Source organism: Cerasicoccus frondis, from assembly GCA_031296915.1.
Classification (GTDB): Bacteria; Verrucomicrobiota; Verrucomicrobiia; order Opitutales; family Cerasicoccaceae; genus Cerasicoccus; species Cerasicoccus frondis.
The window spans coordinates 114,008-139,391 of record JAVDPC010000006.1; the positions used below are offsets into that span (position 1 = coordinate 114,008).

General features: G+C 51.9%; 21 protein-coding genes. 10 read left to right on the top strand and 11 right to left on the bottom strand.

Annotated elements, in window-relative coordinates; genetic code table 11:
- Positions 1-47: 47 nt before the first annotated feature.
- Positions 48-1,541: a cysteine--tRNA ligase gene (cysS, locus tag RBB63_RS06855; RefSeq protein ID WP_309382448.1), complete on the top strand. Its 1,494-nt coding sequence runs from the start codon at positions 48-50 to the stop codon at positions 1,539-1,541.
- 15 nt (positions 1,542-1,556) lie between these two features.
- Here the strand turns inward: cysS and RBB63_RS06860 are convergent, their stop codons facing one another.
- Both RBB63_RS06860 and RBB63_RS06865 read right to left on the bottom strand, forming a co-directional pair.
- Positions 1,557-1,919, bottom strand: coding sequence for an STAS domain-containing protein (locus tag RBB63_RS06860; protein ID WP_309382449.1), 363 nt, complete (start codon positions 1,917-1,919; stop codon positions 1,557-1,559).
- Positions 1,916-2,347, bottom strand: coding sequence for an ATP-binding protein (locus RBB63_RS06865; RefSeq protein ID WP_309382451.1), 432 nt, complete (start codon positions 2,345-2,347; stop codon positions 1,916-1,918). Before RBB63_RS06865 ends, RBB63_RS06860 begins: the two co-directional genes overlap by 4 nt.
- Before the next feature lie 165 nt (positions 2,348-2,512).
- Here RBB63_RS06865 and RBB63_RS06870 point away from each other — a divergent pair, with 165 nt between their 5' ends.
- Together RBB63_RS06870 and RBB63_RS06875 are read left to right on the top strand one after the other, a co-directional pair.
- The gene (locus tag RBB63_RS06870) at positions 2,513-3,313 is read left to right on the top strand and encodes a cyclic nucleotide-binding domain-containing protein (RefSeq protein WP_309382453.1); all 801 of its coding nucleotides are present in this window, start codon (positions 2,513-2,515) and stop codon (positions 3,311-3,313) included.
- A 58-nt stretch (positions 3,314-3,371) separates the two neighbouring features.
- Positions 3,372-4,448 (top strand): oxidoreductase family protein, encoded by a 1,077-nt coding sequence (locus tag RBB63_RS06875; RefSeq protein ID WP_309382455.1) that lies wholly within the window; start codon positions 3,372-3,374, stop codon positions 4,446-4,448.
- A gap of 57 nt (positions 4,449-4,505) precedes the next feature.
- On the opposite strand, the gene RBB63_RS06880 is transcribed toward RBB63_RS06875, so the two are convergent.
- The 3 genes from RBB63_RS06880 to RBB63_RS06890 all read right to left on the bottom strand — a co-directional run bounded on the left by RBB63_RS06880 (position 4,506) and on the right by RBB63_RS06890 (position 7,968).
- The gene (locus RBB63_RS06880) at positions 4,506-5,099 is read right to left on the bottom strand and encodes a histidine phosphatase family protein (RefSeq protein WP_309382457.1); all 594 of its coding nucleotides are present in this window, start codon (positions 5,097-5,099) and stop codon (positions 4,506-4,508) included.
- A 142-nt stretch (positions 5,100-5,241) separates the two neighbouring features.
- Complete coding sequence (locus RBB63_RS06885) at positions 5,242-6,504, bottom strand: glycosyltransferase (protein WP_309382459.1); 1,263 nt, start codon at positions 6,502-6,504, stop codon at positions 5,242-5,244.
- A 27-nt stretch (positions 6,505-6,531) separates the two neighbouring features.
- On the bottom strand, positions 6,532-7,968 hold the full coding sequence (locus RBB63_RS06890) for a hypothetical protein (RefSeq protein WP_309382461.1): 1,437 nt from the start codon (positions 7,966-7,968) through the stop codon (positions 6,532-6,534).
- 299 nt (positions 7,969-8,267) lie between these two features.
- Between RBB63_RS06890 and RBB63_RS06895 the strand changes: the two genes are divergently transcribed.
- A complete protein-coding gene (locus tag RBB63_RS06895; protein WP_309382463.1) occupies positions 8,268-8,993 on the top strand; it encodes a DUF4396 domain-containing protein in 726 nt (241 codons plus the stop codon).
- Between the two features lie 325 nt (positions 8,994-9,318).
- Here the strand turns inward: RBB63_RS06895 and RBB63_RS06900 are convergent, their stop codons facing one another.
- Positions 9,319-10,374 (bottom strand): glycosyltransferase family protein, encoded by a 1,056-nt coding sequence (locus RBB63_RS06900; RefSeq protein ID WP_309382464.1) that lies wholly within the window; start codon positions 10,372-10,374, stop codon positions 9,319-9,321.
- A 151-nt stretch (positions 10,375-10,525) separates the two neighbouring features.
- Here RBB63_RS06900 and ppk1 point away from each other — a divergent pair, with 151 nt between their 5' ends.
- Positions 10,526-12,658, top strand: a complete 2,133-nt coding sequence (gene ppk1, locus RBB63_RS06905; RefSeq protein ID WP_309382466.1) for a polyphosphate kinase 1 — start codon at positions 10,526-10,528, stop codon at positions 12,656-12,658.
- 14 nt (positions 12,659-12,672) lie between these two features.
- Here ppk1 and RBB63_RS06910 read toward each other — a convergent pair whose 3' ends face one another.
- Positions 12,673-14,646 (bottom strand): hypothetical protein, encoded by a 1,974-nt coding sequence (locus RBB63_RS06910; protein WP_309382468.1) that lies wholly within the window; start codon positions 14,644-14,646, stop codon positions 12,673-12,675.
- A 3-nt stretch (positions 14,647-14,649) separates the two neighbouring features.
- The gene (locus RBB63_RS06915) at positions 14,650-14,817 is read right to left on the bottom strand and encodes a hypothetical protein (RefSeq protein WP_309382470.1); all 168 of its coding nucleotides are present in this window, start codon (positions 14,815-14,817) and stop codon (positions 14,650-14,652) included.
- 298 nt (positions 14,818-15,115) lie between these two features.
- Here RBB63_RS06915 and RBB63_RS06920 point away from each other — a divergent pair, with 298 nt between their 5' ends.
- Positions 15,116-16,411, top strand: coding sequence for a hypothetical protein (locus RBB63_RS06920; protein ID WP_309382472.1), 1,296 nt, complete (start codon positions 15,116-15,118; stop codon positions 16,409-16,411).
- Here the strand turns inward: RBB63_RS06920 and RBB63_RS06925 are convergent.
- From RBB63_RS06925 to RBB63_RS06935, 3 genes are read right to left on the bottom strand one after another with little or no spacing between them, the layout of a single operon-like run.
- The gene (locus tag RBB63_RS06925) at positions 16,374-17,072 is read right to left on the bottom strand and encodes an ATP-binding cassette domain-containing protein (protein ID WP_309382474.1); all 699 of its coding nucleotides are present in this window, start codon (positions 17,070-17,072) and stop codon (positions 16,374-16,376) included. The genes RBB63_RS06920 and RBB63_RS06925 overlap by 38 nt on opposite strands.
- Before the next feature lie 3 nt (positions 17,073-17,075).
- Positions 17,076-18,248 (bottom strand): ABC transporter permease DevC, encoded by a 1,173-nt coding sequence (gene devC / locus RBB63_RS06930; RefSeq protein WP_309382476.1) that lies wholly within the window; start codon positions 18,246-18,248, stop codon positions 17,076-17,078.
- 1 nt (position 18,249) lies between these two features.
- Positions 18,250-19,446 (bottom strand): efflux RND transporter periplasmic adaptor subunit, encoded by a 1,197-nt coding sequence (locus tag RBB63_RS06935; RefSeq protein ID WP_309382478.1) that lies wholly within the window; start codon positions 19,444-19,446, stop codon positions 18,250-18,252.
- A gap of 194 nt (positions 19,447-19,640) precedes the next feature.
- On the opposite strand from RBB63_RS06935, the gene hpnC reads away from it, so the two are divergent.
- The 4 genes from hpnC to RBB63_RS06955 all read left to right on the top strand — a co-directional run bounded on the left by hpnC (position 19,641) and on the right by RBB63_RS06955 (position 24,989).
- The gene (gene hpnC / locus RBB63_RS06940; RefSeq protein ID WP_309382480.1) at positions 19,641-20,513 is read left to right on the top strand and encodes a squalene synthase HpnC; all 873 of its coding nucleotides are present in this window, start codon (positions 19,641-19,643) and stop codon (positions 20,511-20,513) included.
- A gap of 127 nt (positions 20,514-20,640) precedes the next feature.
- Complete coding sequence (locus tag RBB63_RS06945) at positions 20,641-21,576, top strand: tellurite resistance TerB family protein (protein WP_309382483.1); 936 nt, start codon at positions 20,641-20,643, stop codon at positions 21,574-21,576.
- 27 nt (positions 21,577-21,603) lie between these two features.
- Positions 21,604-23,850, top strand: coding sequence for a hydroxysqualene dehydroxylase HpnE (gene hpnE / locus RBB63_RS06950; RefSeq protein ID WP_309382485.1), 2,247 nt, complete (start codon positions 21,604-21,606; stop codon positions 23,848-23,850).
- Positions 23,851-23,951: 101 nt separating this feature from the next.
- Complete coding sequence (locus tag RBB63_RS06955; RefSeq protein ID WP_309382487.1) at positions 23,952-24,989, top strand: vWA domain-containing protein; 1,038 nt, start codon at positions 23,952-23,954, stop codon at positions 24,987-24,989.
- The last annotated feature ends 395 nt before the right edge of the window (positions 24,990-25,384 follow it).

Sequence of the window (25,384 nt, forward strand, 5' to 3'; positions counted from 1 at the left end):
TTTGGGGTTGAATCGGTGACGGAATTGGATGTTTTAGACCGTTCACCATGGCCATAGAACTACATGACACGCTCACCCGCAGCCGGAAAACGCTCGTCCCCTCGGACGGTGAAACCTACCGGTTCTACTGCTGCGGTCCCACGGTCTATGGCCCGGCGCACATCGGCAATTTTCGCGCTTTCGTAGTGCAAGACGTGCTGCGACGCGTAATCGAAACCGATTTTCTGGCGCACACCGATCCTAGCCAGACGCCCATCGCACTCAAGCACGTGCGGAACATCACCGACGTCGACGATAAGACGATTCGCACCAGCCAAAAGCTCGGTGAAACACTCAAGGCGTTCACCGAAAAGTGGACGGAGAAATTTCACGCTGATTGCGCTGCGCTGAACTGCCTCCCTCCCCATGTCGAACCGCGCGCAACGGAACACATTCCAGAGCAAGTCGCGCTGGTGGAGCAATTGCTCTCGGGCGGTTTTGCTTATGTTGGCGGTGACGGGTCAGTTTACTTTAAAGTCTGCGCCTGCGAGCACTATGGCGAACTTTCCCATCTGGACCGTGCTCAACTGCAAACGCAAAACGAAAACAGTGCGGGCGAAGTTAACGACGCAGACGAGTACGAACGCGAATCGGTGAGCGACTTCGCCCTCTGGAAAGCGCACAAGCCAGAAGATGGCGACAACAAATGGCCCGGGCCCAAACACCCCGACACTGGCGAGCAGATCGTTGGTCGCCCCGGCTGGCACCTTGAGTGCTCGGCCATGAGCACTGCCTACCTGGGAGACAGTTTCGACCTCCACGGAGGCGGTGTTGACCTGTGCTTTCCTCACCATGAAAACGAAATCGCACAGAGCGAATCAGCCAACGGCAACCGGCCATTCTGCCACCACTGGTTCCACAACGCGCACCTCATGGTCGAAGGCAAAAAGATGTCCAAGAGCCTGGGCAATCTTTACACTCTGGAAGAGCTTGCTCAAGAGGGACACTCCCCGATGGCAGTCCGCTACGTACTCATCAATGGGCACTACCGCTCCCAGCTCAATTTTACCTTCAACGGATTGAAAGCTGCCGCCAGCGCCATGGCCAAGCTCGAAAAGGCAGTGCGACCGATTTTGGAAATAGTTGGCATGAGCCCAGAGGAATTTCGCGCAATTTGCGGTCAGCCAACTTCCCTTGCGACGACCGGTATGTTCGTACGCGCGTGGGAAAACCTCTGCGACGATTTGAACGTTCCAGGAGCCTTGGGCGAAATCTTCAGCACGATCAGCGACTTGAATGACCCCGCTTACGAAAAGAGCGCGATTACGGGACAGTTGATGTCATTGGCTGGCTTGCTTTACTGCATGGGCTTGGAGCTATTTACGACTCCGGAAGCTCCTAAAACCGAAGCGCCGGAACACGTTGTTCAACTTGCAGCACAGCGTTGGGAGGCCAAACAAAGCCGCGACTTCACCACGGCCGACGCCCTGCGCGCCGAAATTCAAAATGCCGGCTGGGTAGTCCTCGATAGCAAAGATGGCTACGAACTCGAGCCGGTGTAGCGCGGCAGATAACCTCTAAACACCCTGCTGGACGTTCTTTAAATAGGCGTCCATCTCTTCTGTGCTTTGAAAAACTTCGCGCAACGGTATCGCTTTCACGATGTCGAATACCTTCTCTACCTGTGGCGATAAATTGGCGAAAACCACCTGTCCACCACGAGCAGTCATTTCACGACGCAGCTTCGCGAAAGAGCGGAGCCCGGCGCTGGAGATGTATGACAAGTCCTTAAGATCAAGTGCAGCCGCTTTGATTTTTGGTCCAAATTTATCCTGCACGTACTGATCAAACTCAGGCGCAGAATTGGAGTCCAGTTCACCATTGAGAAAGCAGGTGATGCGACCATTCGATAGCTCGATGGAATCGATTTGTAATGTCATGATGATATAGTAGAGAAAGCAGGCATCTTAACGCTTAGGACATTTCGATTACCGCGTCGATTATATTCGATGCTCTCGGCGATTTCCCGCACAATGTAGAAGCCAAAACCGCCCTCCACTCGCACAGCGTCATCTGCAGCCAAGTCAGGCTGGGGGACTTCTAAAAGTGGATTAAATTGCGCACAGGGATCAACGATTGTCATCAAGACGGATCCTCGCACCGTACAGCTGAGCTCGATAACCCCGCCCTCTGGCAAAGAGGCGTGCTGCAGCACATTGATGATGATTTCTTCTGCAGCCAACAGCGCGTCCGCAACAGCGCCTTCAGGCGTGGAGGCATCACGCAAGAAGTCAGCCAGACATGATTTGCATTCGCTCAGGTCACGTGTCTCTCGCAGTAAAGAACACCATTTTGTAGAATCAGCCATCAAGCTATTACGATAGCCGAAGTCCGCATAATGGCAAGTCATGATAGCAGCTAACCAAGCGGTGAAGACGGATTAACTTAGTCAGAATTTCCGGTGCTTTCTAGGGTCTAAAAGGCCATCCCAAGAGTTGTAGCCAAGCAACGGAGTATGCTAAAAGGCCTAATTATGGAAAGAAGACGCTATGCTGCGGGGTCTGTTATCTTTCGAGAGGGAGATGAATCACAAGATGTTTACCGGATTGTCTCCGGCCAGGTGCAAATTGGCATCGATCATGGCAATGGCAAAGACTTGATTCTGGCGACATTGGGTGAGGAGGATATTTTTGGTGAGATGGCAATGATCGATGAGAGTCCACGGTCCGCAACTGCCTCTGTGTTGGAAGATTGCGATTTGGAAATCATGGAGCCGGGCGATTTCACCGAAACGTTCTTCACGAATCCAGTCGTGTTGGCGCCCTACCTTGCCTGTCTGATTGATCGCCTGCGCACTTCCAATGAGAAGATTTTTGACCTCACTCAGAAGCTCACTGAAAAAGCCAATGGCAATGGCGTGTCGGCATTGCCCAAGCGCAGCAACAGTCGCTTCATTGGCACAGGGCTCGTGTTCATTCCAATGTCCCCTTTGGCCAAGCGTTCGATTCCATCACCGCGCGTTCCAATCTCAAAGTTTCCATTCCGCATTGGCCGCTCCGGCAATAACGGGACAGACATCCTTCAGAAAAACGATCTTTCACTGATCAACATAGATCCCAGCCAAGTCGCTAAGAATCACATATCGATTGAGCAAGAAGACGGCGCGATCTGGATTCGAGATCGCAAAACCAGGCGTGGCACCATTGTCAACGGCAAGCGTTTGCATCAAGATGACGGCGCTTTGGTTTGCCGCCTGACCAAGCAAGTGAACGAGATAATTCTGGGAGATGAAAAAAGCCCTGCGGTCTACGAGCTTCGCACGTTGCAGGCATAATTAGGTTGCTGCATCGGTAGTTGGCCTGTGTAGTTGCAACAGCCAACTTGCTTACTGTATGAGTCTTCCCGTCCCTGAAACAATCGAGGAAATCACTCCGGAATGGGTGACACAAGCCCTCCGAGAGAGCGGCGCCATTCAAAACGCAACGATCATCCAAATCGAAAGTCGCATCCTGGGGCAGAATGTGGGTTTTCTGAGCGTAGTCGCCTGGCTGGGTTTGACCTATGACCAACCTGAGCCAGACGCGCCCAAGGCGGTTGTTATAAAAGTGATTCCAAAGCCTGGCAAGCATCGTGAGCTAGGCGAGGAAATGCACGCTTTCCAGCGGGAGATTCTATTCTATCGCGACGTCGCGCCCCAAATCGACATTCGCTTGCCGAAGATGTACTATGCCGCATCAGAGCCCCCCAACATGACCATTATCATGGAGGACCTCTCCTACTGTCGTCCAGGGGATCAACTAAAAGGCATGAGCCTTGATCTCGTTCTAGCAACTGCTGTAATCGTGGGCCGTCTACAGGCGAAATTTTGGAATAATGACGCACTGGAACAACTGGATTGGATGCCGGAATCCGACCATTTCGAGAAAGACTACGCTGCAAACTGGGACTCTATGGAAGAGCATTTCGGCCACTTGATTCCCGAGGAAGGCAAAGAACTCGGGCGCCGCATGAAAGAGCACATTCCATGGTTATTTAACGAAATCGAGCATCGCCCCAGAACGATTGTCCACAGCGACCTCCGCGAAGATAACCTGATATACGACGAAACAGGCGCCATAACCGAAGTCATCATCCTCGATTGGCAGCTCGCCACCCGTAGAATGGGCGTCTATGACATCACCCGCCTCATGGCCGCCAGCGCCCTGCCCGAGCAACGTCGCGGACATGAGATCGAAATCCTTCGCGCTTGGCACGCCACGCTGGTCGCCGAAGGCGTCACGGATTATTACTGGGAAGAAGCGCTTTACGACATGCGCCTTGCCTTACTGGAATTCATCTGCTTCCCAGTGAAATTCCACAAGGCATTTATCGGTAAGACTGGTCGTTCTGCGGAAATAATGAAAATTATACTCACCAGAGGATTTGCCACCGCCATCGATTTGCAGGCCCATGTGGCCATGCCAAGCTAGAGCTATCATAGATTGCCGAGTTGAGCCTGTTCAGGACCCGGCTGCTTCATGTTATCTCTAAAAGCGAATGCACGGCTCGTCGAGGTCGTGCTCATAGCCAAGCACCACCACTGCCGCAGTGGATAAAACGAAAAACGCCCCGGCCGAGACGGGCTGCCTCAGCCAACGCGCCATCACCACGCGCAAAAAATGTCCGTGAGAAAAGACAAACGCCTCCGGCGCAGCAAGCTCTCTTAGTCGCGTAACCACGCGATCGGCCCTGGCGCCTACGTCGTCAATCGATTCTCCCCCCGGCGAACCATCCTTGAAAATATTCCAATTGGGATTACCGGCCTGTATTTCTTTTGTCGTCAGCCCTTCGTAGTCGCCGTAATCCCACTCCATCAAATCGTCCCAAGTATCAATCTGCTTTCGGTTCGTCGCGATGGCGCAGGTTTCGTAGGCGCGCTTTAACGGGCTGCTAAACACATGCTCGGGCAAGGGACAATAGTCACGGCCTTCGCAGCGGTCTGCCAAGCGTTGGCGCACATGCTCGGCTTCACGGCGACCACCATCAGTCAGCGGCAAGTCCGTTCGCCCCGTGTGCTGACGACTAATCGTCCACGCCGTTTCACCATGCCGCGCCAAGTAGATTCGAGGAAGTTCGCTCACGATGAAGTTGACCATAGTCCACAATCGTCGACTGGCAATCTTCAAGCACTTCACCAAGGATGTACAAAGCCTTAGGGATGTCATCCAACTGAGTATTAACAGATAATAGCTTTACGCCGCTCACTCTATAATGGTCAAAGGCCTATTTACTATCACTAGCTGTTCTTACTAGTTCCATCAATTCCGACACGGCAGTTGCCGGTCCGTTCTCTGAAGCTAATATTTGCGCAACTTCCTTTGCGCGCTTAGCATACTTCTTTTTATGGTAGAGTTTACCAACCGCCACAGGTAATTTCTCTGGCCAAGATTTGCGTTTGATGCCAAACCCAACCCCCAGTTTTTCGACCTCACCAGCAAAAAACCATTGGTCGCCAATATGTGGAATTATTATCTGCGGCACTCCAGCATGTAGCACGCTAGCAGTCGTGCCAGCTCCTCCGTGATGAATCACCATTGAGGCATACTTAAATAACTGGTCATGAGAGACGGATCCAATGCACAACATACAATCACGTGGTTCCTCAATGGTGAGCCCCGCCCAACCTGATTGAATAATAATTTTTTTACCCTGTGGCCAATTTCGCATAAAGCGGGTCATGACTTTACGAGCATTAGGGAAAGTAACACTTCCAAAATTTAATATTGGAACAAATTCACCTTGGCAAAATGTTTCGAGCTTTCTCTGTATTTCCAGATCTTCAGGAGATTGCCACCGCAAGTAACCAGTGTAAACAAAAGCATCATTCCACAATTGTTTGCCTGGATTGAATAGACTTGGCGATACCATAATAAGCGCTTTATCTCCCGGATTGAGCAGAAAGCTTTTTGCACGAGATATGCCACGACGGTCTAAACAGCTTCCAACAACCCTGTTTATCTGCCAACAAACTGCAGCATCAGCAATACGCCATAGTGCACAATTCCAAAACTTGCGGATAGATGATGGCCATACCAAAAGTCTGGGTAAACTATCGGGAGGATAAGCAGGAGAGGGAACCACGTGGTGGGAAAATGTGGCAACTGCCCCAGGAACTCCTTGGGCACGCGCTAAAGATGTCATATGAGAAAATAAATAACTACACACAAACAGGTCTGCGTCTTCTAACTCCGCAATAAGAATACCCAGAATCTCCTCTAAAAAAGGTAAGGACTCGGAATAGATAATCCTCATTAAATCGATAGGATTCTTAGCGTTCGTCAACTCACGCATTGCTTCGGCGAAACCACTCTGATCCCAATCGGGCGGCATACGAACAAACGTAATGCCTGCTCTCTCTACCTCATTTTGAAACAGCTTTACGCACGCAAAGCGAACATCATGCCCCGCCTCCACCAGAGCCTTACCTAAGGCAATAACAGGAAACACGTCACCAGTTGATCCATGAGAAGTAAGTAAGACTCTCATAATAGCATATTATATTTATCAGTAAATTTACCTATTATACATCAAAAGCAATGGTTCAGAATTTATTTTTAGCTCATGAATCTCTTCTAAAACAGTTCCATCTGACCAATTCACTATTACTCGATAGTAACCATCTTTTTCGACAGGAAAATTAATCTCAATTGGAGAATTATAATTTTGAGAAAGCGCAACATCACCCGTATACACACAATCACCATTTAATAATACACTTGAAACGTTCGAAGGGAAAACCACAACAGCGGCATTGGGTTCAATCACTTTTTGGCGAACACTCCACATTACATTGAGAATGTTTTTTTCATTCTGAATGACATCAAAAGCGAATCCAATGATGGGGATACAAACCAACGTGGTAATTTTGATTATTGAGCGATAATCGTAGGGCCAAACTGGCATACGTCGAGCTCGATCATATTCTTTTTTCGCATTCTCCATATCACGAAGAACCTCCGAGCCACTTCCGACCTGCTTGATTTCCTTCCACTCCCATACAAGATACATCGCGTTATAGGATTCGATTATTTCCTGCATAGTTTCGTATTTACGCCTCTTCATTTCAGCGTAGACTGGATGTAGAGGATAAAAAACGCAAAACGTTAATATCAGTAGGTAAATTGGCAACCATATATCCATTCTTAAACCAATATCCGGCATAAAATAAGCGCCAACGACGAAAGGTGCTAGAGAAAACCCACCCCAAAAAAAACAATACGAAATTGAACCTAAAAAGCGCAATCCTCCAGCTCCATCAGGACTTGCAGGAATGATCGTAATTCCTTTATTCTCAATCGCAATTTTGGTTAGTTTTACTGTCTTAAACACAAGCACACTTCCTATAGTCAAGCAAGCGGCAAGTAGAAGCCCCCATCCGTATATACCCCATATGATCGATGCAATATGAGAAATTGGGTATTGCATCGGGGATAGCACATGGCTAACAATTTCAGATGGCCATGTCACCATAGCACCGTAGCTTACGGTGATAACTAACAATACATAGCTAAGTTGAACAACAGAAATCAACCGATTCGACGAACCATTCCGAGCGCTTAAAATAGTAAAAGTCCTCATGTATTCTTGTTTCATTTCCGCATGTGCCTTCTTTGAAAGAGATTGAAATACCGTCCCTTCCAAACTATCACGCTCTAGGCAGCCAAAGAAGCGAATGTAATTTTCTAACATTGCAGGTATCGAAAATGAAAATATTAAAACGAAGAGTACATGGCTCAATCGTCCATAGTCTTCAAAGAAGCCAACACCATTACCTTCAATTATTACTGAGTTCTCAAATACGCAGGCGATTAAATTCAAAAAATTTAATCCCAGCACTAATAGCGGCAAACGCCAGTGAAAACGTTTACTAGATCCAACTAAGCGATAAAAGAGCCAAGAATCCAGGACCTTGTTTCTCAAATCTTGTATTTCGGTTTCACAAATTCTCATTTTATTAAAAATCAACCCCATCCCTAGCATTTCGACAGACGCAGTCAACAATCAGAAAACCTGCACTGCCATGAATATCACGAAGCAGGAAGACTCTTGCCTGTCTAGATTCATAGCAGAAAAAAACGCCTCATGACTTGGAGTTAGCAACATGGCGACGAGGTTACGGGCCGTGATCAATTCCCCGCACTACTTGTTGGATTGATTAGCTGAACACAATAGCAGACTTGGTGCGTCACGAAGATGTTACCTCAGTTATTATGTTGTGACTCAACAAAAATGAACCACAACTAAAGGATATGAACGCCACTCTTGCGATCTGGTGCGCCGCCACCGTGGTTTCCCTCGCATATCTAATCTGGGACTTCACTCGGAATACGCCAACGGGAACGATTATGAAGCTCGCGTGGGTGCTGGTGGTGCTCTACACCGGACCAATTGGGCTAACGCTTTACTGCCTCTCCTGCCGGAAACCGAAGCACCAGTCGCACGACGATTTCATTGCGGCGCCCTGGAAGCAGGCCACGGGCTCGATGCTGCATTGCGTCGCCGGAGACGCCACCGGGATCATCATTGCCGCCGTCGTTGTGGCGCAATGGAGCATTCCCAATGGCGTAGAATTACTACTCGAATACCTGGCGGCATTCATTGTCGGTCTGTTTATCTTTCAAGCCTTGTTCATGATCAAAATGTACCAAGGGAACTACTGGCTCGCGGTCCGTAAAACCTTCTTCGCCGAAACCGTGTCCATGAACATGGTCATGCTGGGCATGCTCCCGACCATGGTATTGCTCAAGCACACGATAGCCAACAGTGATAGCCCGACCAAACCGGAGGTCTGGCTCATCATGTCGGCTGCAACTATCGCTGGAATGATCACGGCGTATCCCATCAATTACTGGATGGTCGTAAAGAAGCTCAAGCACGGCATGATGTCCGCTACCCCCAAAGATAACCCCATGCAAATGCATACAGGACATGACATGCCAGCGCCTCAACAAACAGCCCATACCCACGCAGATTGAGAGACGCACCACACCACTCACCAGGATATCACATGGCCCAAGCCCAGCACACAAGCCACGGAGACCATGATCAGCATTCACACCATGAAGCCTCGGTGCATGGCTCCGTAGAAAGCCATCATGCAACGAACCACCCAACGGAGCATTCAAAACACAAGCACGAGAGCGCGACACTATCCATCCCCACGATGCTCGGCATCACAGTTGGCACATTCGCGCTGCTAGCCTTGGCTGTCGTCTTAACCGCTAGGTTTGCTCCAATTAACTTTGGATGATGGTTTCCTGACTTGCAGAAACAATCGACGACGACTTTCGTCGGGCAACCCTACATGCGTTCCTGTTGAGAGGCTTCGAAATAGCAATGCTTCGTTTCTTCAGCAATCACACTCCAGTGCCAGAGGCGTCGGCTGTGTAAAATGGCCTCTCGGCATACCGTAATGGCTTCACGGTCCAGGCTGTCCAACATCTTGCTTAACCGTGCAAACCGATTCTGATCGGCTGGTATATAAAGCGCGGCGTCCCCCAGCACCTCACGCGCATAAGGATAATCCAACGTAATCTGTGGCAACAAGTGCGCCTGCGACATATGCGGAGCGCCAGACGTTAAGTGGCAATCTCCCTGCATGAAGACAAAGCAGTCTGCCGCATTCGCCATCAGCGACACAGTTTCATCATCAACAAAGCCTTCACTAATGATGACATTGTCCAATGATCGGGCGCGCCGGACTTGTTGCTGTGCATAGTCGCCATTGCTAACGCCAGCCAACATCAACACTTCATTGGTCCGCCCGGCGAAACAATCGAGCAGTTCGGCAATTTGCTTGTCTGGACGAATCGCGCCGACATTGAGGAAGATCGTGGCTTCAGTCGGCAGCGCCAACCGCGAACGAGCCTCAATTTTCCCGCCCCCCGGAAATACATCCTCGTGGAAATAGCCATGCCTCAATACCACATGCCGCGCGTATGGAAATCGGTAAGTCTCCTTCACCCTTTGCATCCCCCACGCTGAATGGTGACAGCACACATCGCAGTGATCAGCAAACAACTGATAAACTTTGCGCCAGAAAGTTTCCCGGTCGCGATCATGAGGCAGCAGATTGTGCATGGTCCAAAACACCGATACGCCCGCCTGTCTGAACCGAGGCAGCGCTGCTTCAAAATCCGCCAGAATCTGAGACTCGCTCAACTGTTTGTGGCGGCACAGGGACTCTGGCCACTGCAGGTGTACGACGTCCGGTTCGCGCGCTAGAATAGCATCTACGTGGTCCGGTAAATGAATACCCCAATCCTCGTAAATCTCCACATCAACGCCAACCTCGCGCAGACTGTTTCGCTGATGGATATTATAGGGACACCGGCCACTGATGAGGAGAGATTTCATGACCTCACCTTATTGACATCAGTTCGCTAGGCGAGGAAGAATAACACGTTAGTTTTAATTGGTTTAAGAATATAACCCCCAATTGAAGCGGGTTGCGGCAACTTTAGCCTTGCCTGAAACTGCTTGCTGTTGAGGATTTTAGGTTTCTCAAATGGCCCTTCATCGCAAAGCAAAGAACACGAAGAAACTCGCCTACTTCAACCGTGAATTGAGTTGGTTGGCGTTTAACCGCCGCGTTCTGGAGCAAGCGCTCACCGAGCAACAACCATTGCTGGAACGCCTGAAATTTCTGTCCATTGTCTCCTCCAATCTCGACGAGTTTTTTGAGATTCGAGTGGCTGGCCTTGCGCAACAAGTGGAGTCTGGCGTCGTCGAAGTCGGTATTGACGGACTTGGCCCAAAGGAACAATTGCGCCGCATTCACGCAATTACCTCTTCCTTGGTGAAGGATCAGTACAAGTGTTGGCGCGAGCAATTGGTTCCCCAGCTTAAGTCCCAAGGCATCGTATTCAAAGGCCGCAAGGAATTGACCCGTAAGGAACTGGCTTGGGCCAAACAATACTTTGCCGAACAGGTGTATCCAGTGCTGACGCCCATGGCGATTGACCCGTCACACCCGTTTCCTCAACTGGTCAATAAATCGCTCAACATTCTGGTAAAGCTGACTGAGCCAGGTCGTGGCCGCAAGGAGTCGCACTTGGCAGTGATCCCCGTGCCCCGTATCTTGCCACGTGTCATCCACGTGGATGTCGAAGGCGCCAAGGAGCAGACCTACATCTTCCTCAGCGACCTCATCAAGATGTTCGATGATGAGCTCTTTCCAGGCTATAACATGAAGGGCGCCTGGGCGTTTCGCATCACGCGCAACAGCGATCTCTACATCGACGAAGAGGAAGTTGAAAACCTGCTGACCAAAATCGAGGAAGAGCTAAATAAAAAGCGCAAGGGAGATCCCGTGCGCTTGGAGATCGAAGACGATGTGGATGAGGAAATGCTCGATTGCTTGCTCGCCGCCAACGAAATCCCATCCGACTACGTCTTTCGCATCAATGGCCCGATCAACTTGCTTCGCCTGATGAGTGTTTACTCAATGATCGAGCGCCCCGACCTCAAAGACAAGCCTCACCAAGCCTTTCTGCCTGAGGCATTGTCAGCCACATCCAATATTTTTGAGAATGTGCGCAGCCGCGACTACCTGCTGCACCATCCGTATGACTCATTTTCGCCGGTCGTGGACTTCCTCAATCAGGCGGCAAACGACCCCAAAGTGTTTGCGATCAAGCAAACGCTTTACCGAACGAGTGGCGACTCTCCCATTATCAATGCCCTCAAGCGGGCCTGCGAAAACGGCAAGCAAGTCACCGCGCTTGTTGAGTTGAAGGCGCGCTTTGACGAGGCCAATAACATTCAGTGGGCGCGCGAATTGGAAGAAGTCGGTGTGCATGTCGTCTATGGCATGGTCCACTTAAAAACCCACTGTAAATGCTGCTTGGTCGTGCGCCGTGAGGGCAAGGGACTCCGCCGCTACGCCCACTTGGGCACCGGTAATTATAACCCCAAGACTGCCAAGATTTATACGGACCTTAGCATGTTCACCGCCAACGAGCGATTGACGAGCGAAGTCGCGGACCTCTTTAACACGCTGACGGGCTTCTCGCTAGCGCCTCAATTCAAAAACCTTCTCATTGCCCCCTTCAACCTGCACTCGGAAATCCAGAAGCGGATCAAACGGGAAATCCGTAATGCCAAGGCGGGCAAGCCCGCGCGCATCATTGCCAAGTGCAACAGCCTCATTGAGAAAGAAACGATCAACAACCTCTACACTGCGTCCAATGCAGGCGTACAAATCGATCTCATTATCCGCGGCATTTGCAGTCTCGTGCCAGGCGTTCATGGCATGAGCGAAAACATTCGCGTCCGCAGTGTGGTCGGACGCTTTTTGGAGCACAGCCGCATTTATTATTTTGAAAATGGTGATGGGGAATCGGAAGTGTTTATCGGCAGCGCAGACTGGATGTCGCGCAATTTCTTCCGTCGTATCGAGTGTGTCTTCCCCATTCTGGATCCGGACCTGAAAAAACGCGTAGTTGAGGAGATCATCCCTCCCTACCTCAAAGACAGCACCGCCAAATTACTCAAAGCCAACGGAGCTTACAGCCCCATTCGGCGCACCAAGGGGGAAGAAGAGTTTTCCTCTCAGCAACATTTTCTGGAGAATCCATTAGGCGGTGATCGCTATCGAGGCGATACCCCCTCCCCCATTGTGGAAAAGCCGACTCCGTAAAATCGGCTCAATCCTCAGCCTTGGGGAGCATCATAAATCAGCTTCAGTTGCTGAAGAAGAGACTGGCCATCCACACTCAACGCAGCCTCCCTGCGACTAGCCAGCGCAACCTGAAGCAAGGCGCTGCGGGCATTTTCAGGCAAACGGTAGAGCGCTTGTTGGACTTGGTTCGTGGCGTCACCCGTCATAATCAGCGCTGTCAGGGCGCTCTGCGCCACTGAGTCACTGCGAATGAGCAATGACCGCCAGTCAGCCTGCGCCGAAACGGCGTCCCCGCTCCACCAAGCATAAACCCCCGCAATGTAAAGCGCGCGGGGAGAATAGGCGCCAAGTAGTTCGGCTTCGGCCGACCGCATTTCCAACGCAGCTCCGCTTGGCCGTTCTCCAGTCTCGATTAAATGCTCAAGGTCCAAATTAAAGCGCGCAACAACTTTTAATTCCTTTGCGGCCATGCGATTTGGATCAGATTCCAATGCAGTCTCTGCCCAGCCCAATGCCTCTTCGTCTGACTGGGCGTCCAGAGCCGCATAGCCAAGTAGCAAGTAATCCTGCACTTCTGTCGGAGGTTGCCGCACGTCGAATAAATTGGAAAAAGCCACACCTGCGGACAGCACCAAAGCAGCGCCACCTGTAATCAACCATCCAGGCTTCACGCCACGCCAGGGCAGCATCACCCATCCCCCCGCAATAATCGCCAAAATCGGCGCCAATGGCAAACGGAAGCGCGCACTCACATAGGTCAGGATCAATCCACCCGCATAAGCCACTATACCGCTCATAAGAACCGTCAAAATCAACGGATTTTTACGCCCCCAGAAAATCAACGGCGCCGCAGCCATCAGCAACAGGCCCCACCCCAGGAAATTGAACTGCAACCAGGGCGACAGACTTCGATGCACAGAGTACGTTTTGTTGTTGTACTGCTCGTAATCATTAAGCAGGTAATAGCCCTTACTTGCCAAACGCCCCAGGAAGCCCAAAGGGTCCTCGAGAACCATGGCGCGTGTGCGCTCACGCCAGTAGTCATTGACGTCCCGCCAGTCAAAGGTCGCTTCCGGCCCTCGGTCCATCCGGTAATGATGCAGCGACTCAACTCTAGCGGGATTGGTGTGCTCGTCGTGCTGATAGACTTCAATCGTTTGCGCAAAGTATTTGCCATGAGCGCCAGGCTTATTCGCAGCCCACATATTGAATGGTCCCTGTGTTGGCATGATCACGAATTCGCCAGACACTTTACGATTAAATGCGCCCATCATCAGCGCAGGAATCGCCAGCCCAACGAGTGTGAAAACCGCTGGCCAGCGCGGCGGGGGCTTCGCTGCGGACTTTCCCTTCACGGGAGAGGCCACCTCAGCTCTCTGCCGAAAGGCAAAGGCCAATACTGCTAAGGCAAGTGGCACGACCATGGCAACCGTCCACATCTGCGGGCGCGTCAATGACGCCAGCGCCAACAGAAAGCCAGTCGCCAATGCGGATTGCGCTGTCGCAGTTTTAAGGAAAGCCACCGCCCGGTCCAGCCCAGCCAACAGCAAGGCAATGCTCAGAGTTATGTCGAGCGGATCGCCCAGAAAAAACAAACCGACCGGATAAACCGCCCAGATCGCAGATGCCAGAACACCAGCCCGCTCATTCCCCCATAACGCCTGAGCCAGCCTGGCCACCAACCAAATACTGATCAACCAGGCTGCCAGGTTAATGAACCGCGCAAAGTCTGGCCACATTGGCTCTGGCAGCCCAAGCCCCATTCCCAGTGAAATCACCAAGGGATACAGAGGGGCCCGGTAAAAAGGCTCATTGGGCAAGGCGCCATCGGCGATCGACCAAGCTAACTGCAAGTTTTCTTTACCATCCAGCACTGGATGCGCACCCATGGGCGTGCCAGCATACCAAAAGCAATACGCCACGGCGTAAACACAGCCAAAAATCAGGATTAGCGGTATCAGCTTTAAGCTGCGGCGTCCTCCCGACGCTGAATCAACTTCATCCATGCGTTAATCCTGCGACGATTTCCAGGCCAGGTAATCGTCGTAGGTCGGCGGCTCATCCAGAGGCTCCTTGGTCTTCATCGTTACGTAACGATTCGAACCAGGCACACGGATCGGGTATTCGTAGTCTTCCACTTCGTAGCCGACTACTGCCCGCTGAGTCTGCTCACCCATCAACTGGAATTTGTCGCCAACCGGCACACCCCGATTACACCCCGACAAACCAACGAGGAGACACAATCCGCACAGGAGACCTAAAAAACTGCGCCAAATAAGCTGCATGAGTCTATGGTGGCAGAACACATTAAAATATCAAGCACAAGCCACACTACAGGATGCGCCCGACTAAAGCCCCTACCCTATTACCCTGAAAAGTCTGGCTCCTAGCCCTTAACTCTGAGAAAAAACAGTCGATTTAGAGGGCAATTAGGGGAAAAATTTGAGAACAGTTAGTATTTCAGTCGTATTCAATGTGAGCGCGCTGCTGGCAATTGCTGCAGTGACGCCTCAATATTTGTACGCCGGCAACCACTATTGGGATGGCAAGTCAGGCAACATCAACGCCAATTCGAACTGGGTAATGCCTCCTGGCAAGCCTTCTGATTCGGATCAGACCGCCATATGGAATTTCAATACCGCCAGCGTCGCTCCATCACTGATCGACGTAAACAACCTCGATCTCGCGGGTTTCCACTATTCAAACAACGTCACGTTCTCGATTTCAGCGAATCGCGACTACGAAATATACGGCTTTTACGATTCCGGAACCGCCACGACGTATGCGATCTGGAATGATACAGCCAACACACAGACGTTAACGAATACGGCGACCATCAAATTTCTGAGCACCGCCAACCCCCTGACCATCGAAACAGGTTCCGGGCGAATCGTTTTTAACGCCTCGCTTGAATTCTCCAATTCTAGCCAAACGACGGTCACCGGATCAGGCGGAGTCACGATGTCGAAGTCAGTTAATATCAATGGCAAGAATTTTACATTCTCAAATAGCGGCACAAATACAGTTTCCAGCTCATTTAATTCCGCCAACTTGCTCACTTTCGATGGAGGCGGCACCACCACCTTCAACGGCGACGTCACGAACACCACCAGCACGACAGTCAGCAACTTCAGCGTCGTGCACTTTAATGGCGTGGTGAACTCCAACAAGTTGACGATCGAAAGCGGGGCGAAAGTCTACATGGGCGGTAATGCCACCCATAATTCAGGCATTGATCTAAAGTGCGGCACCCTACTTCTCAAAAAGTCCAATGTGATCGGCAACTATACGATCAACGCCATGGGGGGCATCTTCAACCTCCAGGGCTACAGCGAGGGCTTGCAGGGGCTGACATTGACTAAGAATTCAACCATCGACTTTGGTTCGGCCAGCGGCGCCAACTCGCTCGATTTCGGCAATACCGGCTCATTTACCAGCGGCGCGTACCTGACGATTTTAAACTGGCAGTCTGGCGACACCTTGAAAATTGGGAATCTTGGCTCCACTCGCGCACAGCAAGTGCTATTTTACGGAGACTACGGATCAGGCGTTGGCTTCTACACTGCGGTTTATAACAATGGCAGCCATATTTTGACGCCCGGATCTCTCAGCACGATCGATCCTGGCGCCATAAATTGCGTCCCAGTGCCCGTTCCCGAGCCGTCGACCTACCTCATGGGCGGAGCGCTGATGCTAGCCCTCGGAGCTTACGAAGTCCAGAGACGCAAGCGGCTTAATAATCAGCGCCAATCTCTGGCGCATGATTGCTAAGCTTACCGTCTACCAGAGTCACCAAGCGATCAGCTACATCAAGAATCCGGTTGTCATGCGTGACCATGACGATCGTATTGCCAAACTCCTTGGACAGGCGCTGAAGGTGATTCACGATCTCCCGCCCCGTGGGGCCATCCAATGATGCGGTGGGCTCATCTGCCAAGATAATCGCTGGACGGTGCACCAACGCGCGCGCAATGGCCACGCGCTGCTTTTGACCACCAGATAACTGTTCGGGCTTCTTGTGCATGTGCTCGCCAAGGTCGACTTCCTTAAGAATTTCCTCCGCCCGATCTTTGGCCTTAGCGGCAGTCATTTTCGGGTCAAAGGTCAACGGCATCATGACGTTTTGCGTCACACTGAGCGAGCCGATCAGGTGGTGGCTTTGAAAGATAAACCCGATCTTGCGACGCACTGCGACAAGCTCACGCTGCTTGGCGGATTCCAGCTTCAGCCCCTCGATTTCAATGCTGCCTTCTTGGATCGTGCGGAGCCCCGCCACCAGCTTCAGCAAAGTGGTTTTACCTGAGCCCGAAGGCCCCGCGATAATCGTGATTTCGCCTTGGGTGAAATCCGCCGTGATGCCATGCAAGACTTGTTGACGGGTTTCACCGTGGCCAAAAGCGTAACGCAGATCTTCAATTTTGATTACCGACATCGCTTAGAAAATATCTGCCGGGTTCGCATGGCGGAGTTTACGGGTAGCAAGCGCACCTGCGAGCATGCACATGACAATGGTCAGCCCCAGAACGATGGCCGCGTTGTCCCACTGAAAGACCGTCGGCATGTAGGCAACGCGCCTGGTTATCTCGTAGAGTCCGGCGGTAAAAGCGGCGCCGGGGATGAAGCCCAGCACACTCAAAATAATGGATTCCTGCAAAATCAGGCTAATGAAATAACTGTCCTTGAAACCAATCGACTTCAGCGTCGCATACTCCTCCAGATGGTCCGTGACGTCCGTATAGAGAATCTGGTAAACAATGACAGCGCCAACAATAATGGCTACCGTCATCGAGGCCGATATGACGAAACCGATTGGTGTCCGCTCGCCCCAATAGCGTTTTTCATTTTCAATGAATTCAGCGCGCGTCATGATCTTGATGTCATCGGGCAAGACTTCGCCCAACCGCTTGGCGCTAGCCACCGGATCAGCGCCATCCTTGAGCATAATCAGCCCTACCGCTGGCAAATTGGGATTCTGCCCCGGAAATATCTCAAAGAAAGTTTGCTTGCTGACAAGTAAGTTGCCATCGGCGGCAAAAGTAGTCCCCATCTCAAATGTGCCTACGATTTCAGTGGCCCGACCATTCGTTTCGGTGGTCACTGTCCCCTCCTCCAGCAGATCCACTATCGGTCCAAATTTCGCGTGTGAGCGGACATCGAACAGTGCATGACCGGGGATTTTCAACATGCCCTGCTGGGACTCAATTGCCGGGTCGCTGAACGGCTTGTCGGCGGGATCAAAACCAATGATGAAAATATCGCGATTGACCTGCGTCAGCGGATTCTTGATCGGTAAATTAACCAGGTACAAGGGTGCGACGCCTTGCACTTCAGGTAACGAATACGCTTGGCTGAGCCGTTTCTCGGTAAACCCACGACTAATGCCGAAGTACTCATATTGTGGGCTCGTAATGACCAAGTCGCAATTGAGCATCAGGTGTGGGAAAACGACCTGCGTGAACATCGCCGTCTTTAGCCCCATTTGGTAAAGCATCATCGTCACCGCGAAAATAATGCCCGCCACAGCAGCGAAGAAACGCTTCTTCTCCTTGATCAGATTCAGCCAGGCCAAGGGAATCCCCAGCGGAACGAGCTTGTTCAAGAGCGACATGCTACTGGGCCGCCTTTACGTTGATACGCGCGATCACCTGGGTGTCGATCGGAAGCGCGACGCCCTTTACGGGATCCATCTTGATGCGAGCCAAAACAACACGTTTATCGCTGAATGCCAGAGGGTCTGTGCTGAAAACAGCCTGCGGATTCACCAACTGACCAACTTCCATGACTTTGCCATTCAGTTCGCCTTCAAAAGCGTCTGAGATAATTTTAGCACTTTGGCCGACTTTCACTTTGCGCACATCGTCGATGTAAATTTCCGCTTCAACGTATAGCGCCGAAAGATCGCCCAAGGAAACCACGCCCGCTGGCCCGACAGCCTCTCCTGCTCGAGCGCCAATCCGGAGAACAACGCCATCGCCAGGAGCCCGAACTTCGGTCATGCTCAGGTAAGCTTTCGCTTGGGTAACTGCAGCTTGGCTAACTTCAGCAGCGGCTTGCGCCTGAGCCAGCTCGGCTTGCAAAATGGCGCGCGTGCCTTCGATGGTTGCAACGTTGGCTTGGGCGCTCTGGGCTTGGGCTCGAATGGAATCAGCCTCGGACTGAGCCGTCGCCACCGCAGCTTCCGCCGAGGCGATTTCGGCATCCAACCGGGCAACAGTAGCGGACCGTGACGCCGAAAGCTCACGCTGCTCTTCCCCCAGCAGCTTCTGCTGGAACTTGATTTCCTCGGTTTCACGACGAGGAGGGTCCAGCTCGTCCAACGTATTTTGATAGGCGGCGGTCGTGCCGGATATCTTGGCGGATGCAGCATCGAGCTTATCTAAAGCTTCACGACGCGCCTTCTGCGCCTGGTTAACTCCCGCTTCAGCCTGCTTAACGGACGCCTCAACGCGTGAAAGCTGGCTTTCAATCGCGGAGACCTCAGCCTCTGCCGCCGCAACCTGTGTATCCAAGCCAGCAATGCGCGCTTCAATAATCTTCACGGCAGATTCAGCACTAGCGGCTTGCTTTTGAGCAACCAACAAGTCCGCCTCAGCGGCTGTTCTATTCGCGAGCAGCGCCAGAACCTGGCCTTTTTTGACCTGTTCACCCTCCTTCACTTTGAGCTCCTGAATGATGGCCTGACCTGTCTGCCCACCGGGCGCGGCGACCTGAATCAGTCCCCCCTGAGGCTTGATCAGCCCCTGCGCAGCGACCTGTTCATCGAGAATGCCATGAGCCTGGGCAACAATCAAAACTGATGCTGCCATGACGATACTCCAGGTGCGGCAGCGCTGGAGACGTGAAAAAAGCAAAAACATAAGCGAACAGACATAGGAAAGGTTTCCATCGAGGAAAAGGTAAAAAACAACGAGATCCCCCTCATCAGCATAAGCATCGCTTTTCGATTTTTGATTTTGCCCTTTCAGCTGTGGCAGCTTTTAGTCCTCAATTCGCTACTCTGATGACAGTTAAAGAATCCTATAACCGTTGCTTCGAGCTGACCCGGACTCATTATGAGAACTTTCCGGTAGCCCGACTGGCGCCCAAGAGGATTCGGCCATATGTCGCTGCTGTCTACGCTTTTGCACGCTATGCTGACGACCTGGCCGACGAAGGCTGGGGCGAGCCCGGCGCCCCGACTCCGGAAGAACGCGTCGAGCAACTTGACGCGTATGAGAATGAGCTACTCGCGGCGCTCGAAGGCAAACCCCTGAAAAGGGAGACCGAGTGGATTTTTGTCGCGGTCGCGGACACAATCCAGCGCACGGGAGCGCCACCCGAATTATTTACCGACCTCCTAAGCGCATTTAAGCAGGACTGCGTGCAGCTTCGCTACGAATCGTTCATCGATGTGCTGGACTACTGCCGCCGGAGCGCCAATCCCGTAGGTCGGCTGGTGCTCATCCTGCACAATCACATCGACGAACAGCTGTTCGAGTGGTCGGACAACATTTGCACCGGTTTGCAACTAGCTAACTTCTGGCAGGATGTCGGCGTGGACATTCGCAAAGACGGTCGCATCTATATTCCAGAAGAGGACTGGGCCGAGTATGATGTGACCGAAGACATGTTTCAACAAGCGACAACGCCACCCGAGCTACGAGAGTGCATTAAGTTTCAGGTTGAGAAAGCCGGGGTGCTTTTTGCAGAGGGCAAGCCACTGGCCAGCGAGCTCCCGTTCCCCCTCAGCCTGGAAATCCGCCTCACCTGGCTTGGCGGCGTCACTATCCTTAAAAAGATTAAGCAATTGGAATACAACACCTTAGAGCTGCGACCCAAAATCCGAAATGCAGATAAGTTCTCCATTCTAGCCCGGTCCTGCCTCCCCCTTTAGCCTGCATTTACCTCCAAGTAATTTGGATCAAATAGGTAAAAATTGGCTTCACCGCCCCCCCTCCACTGGTTAAGGTTGCCTATTTCAAATTTAGCAAATACGCGTTGGGGGAAACTCCACTCGAATCATGAGCCATAATAAGCAACTCTCCCTTATCCTCGGCAAGACCCTCTTTGCCGCCGCATGGGCGGATGGAAAAATTCAGCCGCAGGAGATTGATTGTCTCAAGGATATCATTTTCCACCTACCGGGCATTGACGATAATTCCTGGAAGGAATTGGAGCACTACATGGGCTCAAAAATTACCGCCGATGAGCGCCAGGAACTGCTCTCCGAACTCCACGATCTGGTCGATAGCGATGCCGACCGCGACTTTATCACTCAAGCGACTAACCGCGTGTTTATGGCCGATGGAGTCATCACCACCGAGGAGCAACAAGCCATCCGTGAAGTCTCCTACGTTTTACGGAAAGAAAGCGATAAAATCGACCTCGATGGGCTTTCCGACGCCATCCGCGAGTCTTTAAAGCGCCGCGACCACGCAATTCGTAAGTCCCTGAAACCAGAAGAAATCACGAAGCTCGGCCAGGGCGACCGCCTGCAATTGCTCATCATTCTGGAGGAGCGATTTGCCGAACAGAATATCGACTTGGACATTTCGCAACAGGAGAAGCAACGCCTCATTCTCTTTGGCGCCTTGCTCGCCCGCGTCGCCAATGCCGATGACGAAGTCGCGCCATCTGAGATCGAAGTGATTGAAAATGCAGTGGCGTCCCGCTGGAACCTTTCGACGCAGGAAGCAGCATTTCTCACCCAAATCGCCTTTTCCGAGGAAGCGCAAGGCGTCGACCTACTCCGCCTAGCCCGCGAGTTCTACGAAGTAACCACGCAAAAAGAACGGATGGATGCGCTCGGCGTTCTAATCGATGTTTCCCGTGCTGACGAAGTCATTCGCCACATTGAATCGGTCACCATCCATGAGATTGCCGAGCAACTGAAGCTTTCACAGGAAGACATCAGCGACGCCATGGTGGACGCATTGACCCGCGAGCAAGACAAGTAGCGCGAACCATGATTGACTGACTGCTACATGGCTGACGCTACAACTATGCCCCCCCCCGCGCCTGCCTCGAATTCTGCGGAAGCAATCAAGGCCCGCAAATCTTCCAATCTAGCCACAACACTGCTCTGGCTGGAGAAGGAGCGTCGCGACGCGATGAATGTCTTCTATGACTTTTGCCGTATCGTCGATGACATTGCTGACGACACCGAGCGGTCGGATGATGTGAAGGTAACTGAACTCGATGCCTGGCGAAAAGAGATCAATGCCTGCTATGCTGGCGCCGAAAATTTATCGCTTGCCACAGAACTAGCGCCAATCATCCGTAAGTTCAACATCCGCCAAGCAGACCTGATCGCCATCATTGACGGCGTGTCAATGGACATTGGTGGACGCCGCTTTGAGACATTTCAAGACCTGCAAAAATACTGCTATGGCGTCGCCTCCGCAGTTGGCTTGGTGTCCGTCCGCATTTTTGGCTGCACGCATCCTCAGATCGACGATTACGCCGAAACATTGGGTTATGCGCTACAATTCACCAACATTCTGCGTGATGTGGTCGAGGACTATAACGAGATGGGTCGTGTCTACCTGCCGCAAGCTGAGTTGCGGGCATTTGGAGTCAAAGAAGAGGACTTCGCCAATCCGGCAGACAATGAAAATTGCCAACGTTTATTCCGGTTGTGCCACTATCGCTGTAAGCATTTCTTCAATAAAGCCCGACGCTTACTCCCCCCCACTGAGCGTCATAACCTGAAAGCTGCGCTGATTATGGGCGCGGTATATGAAGATATACTGGACAAAATAGCGGCTCGAAATTTCCGCCTTACCCACGAGCGCATCCGCTTATCCAAGAGCCGCAAGATTCACTTAATCTGGCGTACGCTCAAAGGCCTAAAACAACCACAAAAGGTAAGGCATGCCCCAGGCTCGGCCCTCGTCTGGGGCGGCGGCATTGCTGGCATCACCTCCGCCATCGAGCTCGGCTACGAAGGTTTCACCCCCACGTTGCTCGAATCCAAGGCTTTCCTTGGCGGGCGGGCACATAGCCTCAACGACGCCCCTACCGGTCTAACGCTCGATAATGGCGCCCATATCGTGATGGGCTGCTATAAAGCCTTCCTCCAACTAACCGAACGCCTGGGCATCGAGCATAAGTTCAGCAAGCAAGCACGCCTGTGCGTCCCCTACGTAAGCCCCGGGGGCGAATGGTCGGAACTGGCGGCTAGGGATATAAGCGCCCCTTTTCACCTACTGGCTGGTTTATTTAATTTCACGGCGCTTTCCAGTCGAGACCGCATGGCCATCACGACACTTGGCGCCAAAATGCGCATTGGCGCACAACCGGCAGATCAGCAAACTGCGGAAGACTGGCTCCGCGAGAATGGCCAAACCGAAGGTTCTATGCGTGCTCTTTGGGAGCCATTTTGCGTCGCTGCGCTGAACGAACCACTGAAAACCGCCTGCGCGAATTTACTTCACGAAACCATCCGCCGCTCACTGTTTGGCTCCGTAGATGATTCTGCTATCTACCTGACCAAAGTCGGGCTGACCGAGGTGTTTGAGCCAGAAACTGAGCTCTACCTTCAAGCCATTGGCGGTAGTATCCGCCGCAAAACCCAAATTGTTGAAATCGAAGCCCGGGACAACGTCGCCGAAGCGATCATCACCAGTAAACATGAACGGATTGAGGCGGATATCCACATCTGCGCCCTCCCATGGACATCCTTACGCCGATTACTCCCGTCTGGCACTGCCGTTAAAAACCGCGTTTCCTCAATTCCCTCCGCTTCAATTCTGAGCATTCATATTCTGGTCGATACGGAACTATTCGACCATCCAACGGGCTTTGTTGGTCTGCTGGATTCGTCCATCCATTGGCTGTTCAACCGCACCGACACACTCACGCCAGAGCACCAAGGCAAATACCTGTACGCGATCATCGCCAGCGCCGCCGATGACTGGTTACAGCTTAAGAGCAACGAAATTGTGGATAAACTGGTTTTCGAGCTCAATCGCTTCTTCCCCAAAGCCAGTGCAATGAACATTGAGCGTTCACTGGTCTACAAAAGTAAGGATGCAACTTTTGCTGCGCGGCCAACTACCGCCAATCATCGTCCCAATGCGGATGACGCCCCCTGGGACAACGTTTGGCTCGCTGGCGACTGGATTCAGACTGATTTGCCTGCCACCATTGAAAGCGCGGCATTGAGCGGACAATTAGCCGTTCAAGCAGTAGACGCCCAAGTGAGGCCAATGATCGAAGTGGCAATTTAATCCGAAACCAATCACGCAACTCATTGCGTAGCTTTGGACTTTTAAGATTAGGCGGATTTCTGGTAGGGTATACCCTATTCCCACCCCATCCCCCAATCTTAATGCCCAGAAATAGACGTAAATTAAACTTACCCCTGGTTGAAATTATTTTTGCCAGCTTGGTCATACACATTATTGGCCTGCTCATCTTGGGCGGGATCACAATTTTCAATCAAATCAAGGTTACAGAACCCGAAATGGAAGCCCCACCGGTTTCTGAGCCGGTCACACCGCCAACCCGCATTCCCGTCCAGTTAGCGGATACCAAGCCGCCAGCGCCAGCTGCCAAAGTCATTGCCTTGGATCCGCAGAAAATGCCACTGATGGACATGGATTTCGACATGCCAGTGGTCGAGCAGCGTTCCAACATTGCTGGACGCGGCTTTGGCAATGGCGCAGGCCTTGGAGGCGGCGCCGTCGATTTATCCAAGCTGAATCTGGGCTTCAGCGGCATTCAAGACAAGAGCGAGAGCGTCTGTTTTATCGTAGATTACTCCTTGTCGATGAAAGATAAAATCAAAGGCAGCGAGATCACCCGATTTGAGCTTCTGAAAGAGCAGCTTGTTTCAAGCCTCTCCAATATCGACGACCAAATGATGGTTAGCTTAATCTTCTTCTCGGGACCCGCCTGGGTTGCCGGGCAAAGTGAGAAAGAGGCACGGAAACAGTATACAGGTAAACCCAACGATTGGCACAGCCACCGCCCCAAAGACTTCGAGACGCTCACCAAACCGGAGTGGCATCGCCTGGGGGGAGGCTACCGAAACCAGCTTATTGACATTGTGCAGCAGGAAAAAATGTCCGGCGGCACTGTTTGGCAAAACCCTCTGCGTCTGGCGCGCACGCTCAAACCAGCACCTGAAGTCATTTACTTCCTCACGGATGGCGCGACGAGCGACGAGGATGTCGAGGAAACTCTGCAACTCGTGGGCGAATGGAAGCAGGAAAACCGCGACTTGCGCATCCACACCATTGCTCTCGGTGAACCCAAGGCTGCCAGCGCGATGCGCCGCATCGCCGGACGCACCGGCGGGAAATTCCGCCTCATCGAAACACTCGATGACATAGAACGCCCCGAAAATAAGCGTGGAGACGGTTAGCATACCCAGTAAGCGGATTCAGTTATCCTGATTACGCAAAATCTGGGCCGTAAGGAAGCGTACTGGCGTCCACCATCCCCACGATCAGCTTCCAAATGATTACTGTAAATACAGCCCCATGATCATTCAGAAAGCTGAGAGGTCAGAGGGCATAATCGAACTAGATTGGTCGCACGACCCCAGGACTTGAGCTCTGGGAATAATAGCTCTGCGTCCAGCAATACGTCGTATAAGTTGCTGCTGAAAGAGCCGATGTAGACAATTCGGGCGTTTATAAATGTAAGGCGTCATAGACAGCATAGGCCCATCAGATCGTGTCTCATCGTTCTGAGGTTTCTAATCAGGGTTCTTCCAAAATGCTGAGCGTTCCCCCAAAGAAGGCTGCGCCGCGCTTT